Consider the following 5,701-nt stretch of genomic DNA (forward strand, 5'->3'; position numbering starts at 1 on the left):
TCCGTCCTCGAAATCGTCATACCACTTCTCCTAGGATTACCCCTAGGACCTGCAGCTATAACGTTCGTCAAACAAGGCGGCCTTCAATGGAGGGATACGTTGCAGCTGCCAATGATTCGAAGCGAACTATTAGGTCTGCCGGCTCATATACCGGCAGACCTCACAATCATTGATCCCTCTTCAGCTTGCGACGGCCCCAATGGGGCTCTTTGCCCTTCGGGTTGAGCTCCGGGACATAGTGGCGGTTCAACGCTCGCATGACTCCGATGCGGGCAAACATCGTCGGGCCACCACCTTCCGCCACCAGGATCAGCACCTGCATGGCGGCTTCGCGTGGCGTGTGTGAACCATTTGGGCGCTTCCACACGCGCGTTATGCCGGATGGGTAGGGCGCTAGCTTATCAACATGGCCCCGAGGCAGGCCGATCGAAATAGGCTCGCGGCATCACCAGCCAGAGCAAGAAGAGAGTTCCAAGTCCGCTCGTCAGTAGTGCGGTAGACAGGGGAACGTTGAGCAGCGCTAACACAGCCATCCCACCAGAGACGATTACGAAGCGAGCGGGGAGTCGAGATGAGCAGGCATTGCCGAAGGCGAGTACCAAGCCACAACCGAAGACGCTGAGCGGCGCTAACCGCGGCCCCACCGACGCGATCCCCTCCGTGGCAAACAGAGAGGCGTTTAGTGTACCAAACCGATATTCGCGCTCCAACACGACGCCCAGTTGCTCGCTGTAGGGGCAATGAAGGAGGGGCTTCAAAAATGATATCTGGCAAAAATACGTAAGAGGATGGGTAGCAAAGAAGCGGTCGTAGAGGTCTATGGAAATAGCCGGAACCGCGATCAGCCTGAAATTGAAGAGCCCAAAGATAGGGAGATAGTCATCGGGTAGCCCGGGGACCAGGACTAGGGAAATCGACAGCAGCCCAACCACCATTGGGATGAGCAGCGAGAGCATCACGGTTGCGCGCGGCCCGTTCCACATAGACAGCAGCAACAGGAACAACATCCAGGCCGGGGCGAGAAGATTCATCTTTGTGAGCATTATTGGATAGCCTAGGAAAAGGAGCGCAAGAGCGGCGCCGGCTCCTAACCACCGCCTTGAGAACGCGAAGCACGCGAAGGTAAACGGGAGCAGAGCGCCAGTCACGATGCCCATGAGATACGCGAGTGGCGTCGGCAGCACGATCCCCGACCGGTGCAAGTAGATGTTCTCATAACTGACGAATTTGAAATGATATTGCGCTGCCGCGATAAGAACCACTGCGCTAAGCGCGAGAGCGCCAATCAACAGCTTTCGCAGCAAACCAACTGAAAGCTCAGGGACCGGAGGCCGGCGTAGCGGCAGGAACATCGCCGGCAGAAATAACGCTGCGGCAGCGGCCAGCATCTCCCAGCTTGAAGTTGCCTCCGTGAGCGTCACATAGGTCAAAAGAACACTGAAAAAATAATAGCAAGCGAAATACCCGAAACTGATTCGGGCGAACAGGAACACGAAGCCCAGACAAACAAAGGGCAAGATCTGGATCAGGTTAGCGGCCTGACCGAACGCCGGGGGGTGCACATCGAGGATGTAGGAATAATAGATTCGAACGAAGAAAGCCGAGACCCAACAGACACATATTTGAGCTGCAAAGACGAGGCTGCCCCGATATCTGGCGCCCGGTTTAGCCGAGGGCTGCACGAACTCTTCAAAGGACTCGAACCTAACGACCTCTCCGCGCACGACCGCGTCGATCGCCGTACCGTCAACGAACCTGTAGGGCACGCCGTCATAGTAGCCCTCAACGACGAACGGCTCGCCGTCTGGAGCGAGCGCTTCGGGAACTTTATTCATGAAAGTTGAATAGCACAGCCGCCTTATCCGCGTAAATTCGTGAATAGCTGGAAGGTGTTCTTCATGCCGGGATAGGGCCGTCGAATGCGCGGAACCAGGACATCAGATCTTGTCGCGCTCAGCTCGAGTTAGATCCTGAACCTGCTTCGGTGCCGTCGCTGAATCGCGCCTCGAAGTGTCGCAGTCGGCGACGATCGAGTGCGGATAATGCGGACGAACTCGCTATCAGTCATCGAAACTCTCGAGACATCGCTGGTGTGCACGGTTCTTCACCTTGATCCAGTCTTTCGACCGGCCGGAGCCATAGCGCCAGTCGCGCCGTTTCGACACCAAGCCTTCCAGACCCATGCGACAAGCGGCGCCGAACAGCAACGCACGCGCCTTGGTACGAGGGCGTGCGGCGAGCCGTAACCGAGATAAGTGAGAACGTGAGAACCGGTGGACTCCGACTAAAGAAGATCTGGACGCTATTGCGGACGATCTCTGGCGCAAGCGTGCTGATGAGCCTCGCGTCGAGCGGGCGAAAGGGGCTGCGCCTAAACCCCCAAGGGTGACCTACGAGGCGAAGGAAGCGGTGCGGGAAATTTAGGGCCCGGTCACGAGCATTGACAATAAGCTGAGGTGGCTGAGCGAAGTCGATCTCAGGGGCTTCGCTTTCGAGGCTGGCGAGGTGTCGAAGGGTGCCGCCCAGACTGGCTCGGCATTGCTAAGCTCGCGGATCACTACCGTGAGGTACTCGCCGCCGCCGCCTGGTCGCGGGACGTGGTACGCGGTCCTGCACATCATGCGAGGTCCGCGGGTTTTCTTTGCCGTTTTCTGGCTTGAAATAATTTCCCCTACGAGTCCACCAGCCCGGTCGCAGATAGGTGCTGGGAACGGGCCCAACTTGAGAAATGCTAAGGCCGCTCGACCAGGGTCTTTCGCGGTCGACCAAGCTTCGGACGGGGTGGTCTGACCTTGGACTCAGTCGACGGCACGACCTCCAGCCTGACCCGGAAAGTCTCAAAGAGACTTAGGACCCGGCTTAGCTGCGGATCCACGGTTCCTCCGAACGTCTTGTAGACCGTCGTCCGCATAATGCCGAGTTCGCGCGCGAGCGAGGTGACGTTCTGCGATTTGACGACGGTGCTCAGCTCCCGGATGGTGTCAGTCGGATCGTCGAAAGCGAAGGCTTGACTGATTCGTGTAGCGATCGCGCTCGGGCTGGCGATCCCGGACGCAGGCGTAATTCGGGCCTTTACGTTCAGCGCTTCGAGCAGCCTAAGAACCCGGCCGAGCTTCGGGTCGATTCGACCGCCAAACGTCCTGTAGAGGGTGTCGCGTCGCAGGCCCGCGTCCCGTGCCAGGAGCTGTACGTTATGAGCTCGCGTGACGAGGCTGAGCGCCGTCTTAGCCTTTAGTATATCATTTTCTTCAAAGTTATCAGATAGATAAGTGGCGATAGCCGCTGGATTGTCGCGGAATAAATCGGCTAAGTTTTCTTCGTTGCCAGCCAGCATTTCCAGAGCGTTTGTCCGTCACTGTGGCCTTCCAGCTACAGCATTATCGGCCGATACGTCTAGATTACCTCGCAGACATCGACGACGCTTCCACTTGGGGAATTTTCGACAATGAAAAAGACTTTGCTCGCTCTCGCCGCGGTTGTGGCGATGACCGGTTCGGCCTCGGCCGCTGACCTGGCTGCCCGTCCCTACGTGAAGGCTCCGATGCCGGCGCCGGTCGCCAACTGGACCGGCTTCTACATTTTCGGCGGTGGCGGTGGCGGCCTCTCTAATGCTGACCAGAGCGTTGTGGATACGGTTTCCGGTACGCCGCTGACGATCACCCAGCGCCAGGGCGGCTCGGGCTGGTTCGGCACCGTGGGCGCCGGTTACGACTGGCAGTTCAGCGGCACCTGGGTCGCTGGCGTGTTCGCTGACGGTCAGTTCGGCAGCATCCGCGCCACCATCCAGGATCCGCTCAATCAGATCACGGGCTCCCAGAAGCTCGAGACGTCGTGGGCCGCTGGTGTGCGCCTCGGCTGGCTGGCCGCCCCGAACGTTCTCACCTACGTCAACGGCGGTTACTCGGGCGCCCACTTCGGCCAGACCAACTTCACGGACCTCGCCGGCGTTCCCGTCGGTGCCCACCTCAACAGCTACAACCGCAACGGTTGGTTCATCGGTGGCGGCGTCGAGAATAGCCTGAACTTCTTCGGCATCAGCTCGCCCGGCTGGTTCATGAAGACCGAATATCGTTCGGCCTTCTACAACGCCAAGACCCAGGACGAGCTGTTCGACGCCGGCAACGTTCCGGTCGGCAACAGCATCCGCGCCAACAGCTGGAACCAGACGATCTCGACCTCGCTGGTCTACCGCTTCAACTGGACCGGTCCGGTCGTCGCGAAGTACTGATCTGGTCTCACGGCCAAACGTCAAAGCCCCGGCATCGTCCGGGGCTTTTTCGTTTGTCCTGAACGCTAGGCGCGCCGAGGCGTGCGAAGACGATGCGGCCTCCAAGAATTTCTGACTCATATTCATCTGCTTCAGGCACAACGATTGGCGTCGCACATAGGAGGCATCGCATCCTCGGCGGAGCAAGGAGGCGAACGATGCGATCAATCATTGCCATTGTTGTAACGATATGCGCTTTTTCTCCCGCGTTCGCTCTGACGCAGGGGGAGATTGAGGCCAAGCTACGTGCCGCGGGCTATTCGCAGGTTCCAGAGCATTTCGCGCGGGCGGATCGCGCTGGTGGCCGCCGCCGGGGTCGCTTTGTCGGCCGCGCCGGCGCATGCCGCCGATCCCGATCCCTACGCCGGTTTCGGTGGCGCGCGTTACGTCGCCATGGGCGCGGGCTTCCGGCGCGCGGATCTGCCGATGTTCTGTGCCGCCGCACGTGCCCTGCTGGCCGAGGTCGGCGGCAACGAGGCTGCGGCTGAGAAGCTTGCGCGAAGCCGCGGCCACGGCCGACTATCGATCGCGCTCGCGCATCGTTTTTGTCGGGACAGGGGTTGAGGAGGTGTGGCGGGTCGCTCCGTGGTGCTTTCGCAGCTCGGGTTCCCGCTGGTGGATCTTCATGCTATAACGGTCGGCGGCCGGTCACCCGGCGCAATCTGCAGTCCAAATTCCAGCCGGCTCACAAGGTCGGCGCGATTTTTGATTGGGCGTCGAGCGTGAGTTTTCAGGCGATGATATCAGCGGCGTGTGTGGTCGTTCTCGGATCGCTTACCTCGGGTTGTCTGAGCACTGGTCAGGCCACGTCTAAGCCGGCGGCCCACTCGGCTGCCCCTTGGGCTCGTGATCTTAATGAGCCCCCACCAAGTCGGCCGGCCGCGAAGGACGCAAATCCTCGCTAGGAATACTCTGGCTCCTTGCAAGCCTCTAGCCGGTTTTGCTTGCTCTCGGTGGTTGACCCACTGCACGCTGTCACGGTCTTACTGCGGCTGACAAGAGCGACCTAGATCGGTAGGCTGGTCTTCTACATCCAGCTTACCGGTTCTGATGATGAGGGTATTGGCGGTCGTCGCCTTGCTACTACTGCCAACCAATCCCCTCCGCGCCGGGGCGACCATCGTCGGCGCAGGTTCGCAGTCGTGCTCGACGTGGACGAACAGAACCAAGAATGCGGTAGTAAAGGGCGCCTTCGAATCCTGGGCTGTAGGCTTCATCAGTGGTCTGAATGTTAGCGGCGATAGAGAAATTGTCGGAGGCGGTGACTTTACAGCGATAATTGCTTGGATGGACCAGCGCTGTAGATCTCGTCCGACCGACCAAATTGGAATCGCAGCCCTAGGAGCCCGTCCAGTTATCGTTTTGGCTGGTTAGATTTCATTACGATAGCCCGCTCATGCGGTACTGGCGAGGTTGCCGAGCTTGACGAGGTTG

General features: G+C 59.4%; 5 protein-coding genes. 2 read left to right on the forward strand and 3 right to left on the reverse strand.

Going from position 1 to position 5,701, the window contains the following annotated elements:
* Nucleotides 1-166: 166 nt before the first annotated feature.
* From IVB46_RS03995 to IVB46_RS04005, 3 genes are all read right to left on the reverse strand, one after another.
* On the reverse strand, nt 167-322 hold the full coding sequence (locus IVB46_RS03995) for a hypothetical protein (RefSeq protein WP_166099961.1): 156 nt from the start codon (nt 320-322) through the stop codon (nt 167-169).
* A 79-nt stretch (nt 323-401) separates the two neighbouring features.
* Nucleotides 402-1,835, reverse strand: a complete 1,434-nt coding sequence (locus IVB46_RS04000) for a hypothetical protein (RefSeq protein WP_166099955.1) — start codon at nt 1,833-1,835, stop codon at nt 402-404.
* An 896-nt stretch (nt 1,836-2,731) separates the two neighbouring features.
* Complete coding sequence (locus tag IVB46_RS04005; protein ID WP_166099952.1) at nt 2,732-3,334, reverse strand: transcriptional regulator; 603 nt, start codon at nt 3,332-3,334, stop codon at nt 2,732-2,734.
* Nucleotides 3,335-3,445: 111 nt separating this feature from the next.
* Here IVB46_RS04005 and IVB46_RS04010 point away from each other — a divergent pair, with 111 nt between their 5' ends.
* Both IVB46_RS04010 and IVB46_RS04015 read left to right on the forward strand, forming a co-directional pair.
* Entirely contained in the window at nt 3,446-4,228 is a 783-nt protein-coding gene (locus IVB46_RS04010; RefSeq protein WP_038958616.1) for an outer membrane beta-barrel protein, read from the forward strand.
* Between the two features lie 285 nt (nt 4,229-4,513).
* Nucleotides 4,514-4,831 (forward strand): hypothetical protein, encoded by a 318-nt coding sequence (locus IVB46_RS04015; protein WP_208087817.1) that lies wholly within the window; start codon nt 4,514-4,516, stop codon nt 4,829-4,831.
* Nucleotides 4,832-5,701: the final 870 nt, after the last annotated feature.

Source organism: Bradyrhizobium sp. 61, assembly GCF_023073075.1.
GTDB classification, from domain to species: Bacteria; Pseudomonadota; Alphaproteobacteria; order Rhizobiales; family Xanthobacteraceae; genus Bradyrhizobium; species Bradyrhizobium barranii.

Excerpts from the sequence above, each read along its gene's own strand:
- IVB46_RS04010 (WP_038958616.1), top strand. The coding sequence starts at position 3,446 with ATGAAAAAGACTTTGCTCGCTCTCGCCGCGGTTGTGGCGATGACCGGT.
- IVB46_RS04005 (WP_166099952.1), bottom strand. The coding sequence starts at position 3,334 with ATGCTGGCTGGCAACGAAGAAAACTTAGCCGATTTATTCCGCGACAAT.
- IVB46_RS04000 (WP_166099955.1), bottom strand. The coding sequence starts at position 1,835 with ATGAATAAAGTTCCCGAAGCGCTCGCTCCAGACGGCGAGCCGTTCGTC.
- IVB46_RS03995 (WP_166099961.1), bottom strand. The coding sequence starts at position 322 with ATGCAGGTGCTGATCCTGGTGGCGGAAGGTGGTGGCCCGACGATGTTT.